At 60.9% G+C, this 230-nt stretch carries 1 protein-coding gene; it reads left to right on the top strand.

Annotated features, from left to right (window positions below; translation table 11 throughout):
- Positions 1–34: 34 nt before the first annotated feature.
- A partial coding sequence (locus SB772_RS46140; RefSeq protein WP_410839286.1) for a hypothetical protein occupies positions 35–230 on the top strand: 196 nt, incomplete at its 3' end.

Below are 230 nucleotides of genomic sequence, written 5' to 3' on the forward strand. Positions count from 1 at the left end.
TTGCGTCATGCGTGCTGTCCCCTCGGTGTTGTCGATGAATGCGGGCGCCGCGTTTGAAACGTCGTTTGAAACGTCGTTCGAAGCATCGTTGCAAAGCCGCGCCGCGCAGCCGATTATAGAACCCCGCGCCGCGCGTCGCAGCGCCGCATCCCGACTGTTCAGGCGAAAAGCGCACAACTGTACATGGTATTGCGCGGCGAGCCGGAGAACACTGTACGTTTCCCTTGCCG

It is taken from the genome of Paraburkholderia sp. SIMBA_030 (assembly GCF_046535245.1).
Classification (GTDB): Bacteria; Pseudomonadota; Gammaproteobacteria; order Burkholderiales; family Burkholderiaceae; genus Paraburkholderia.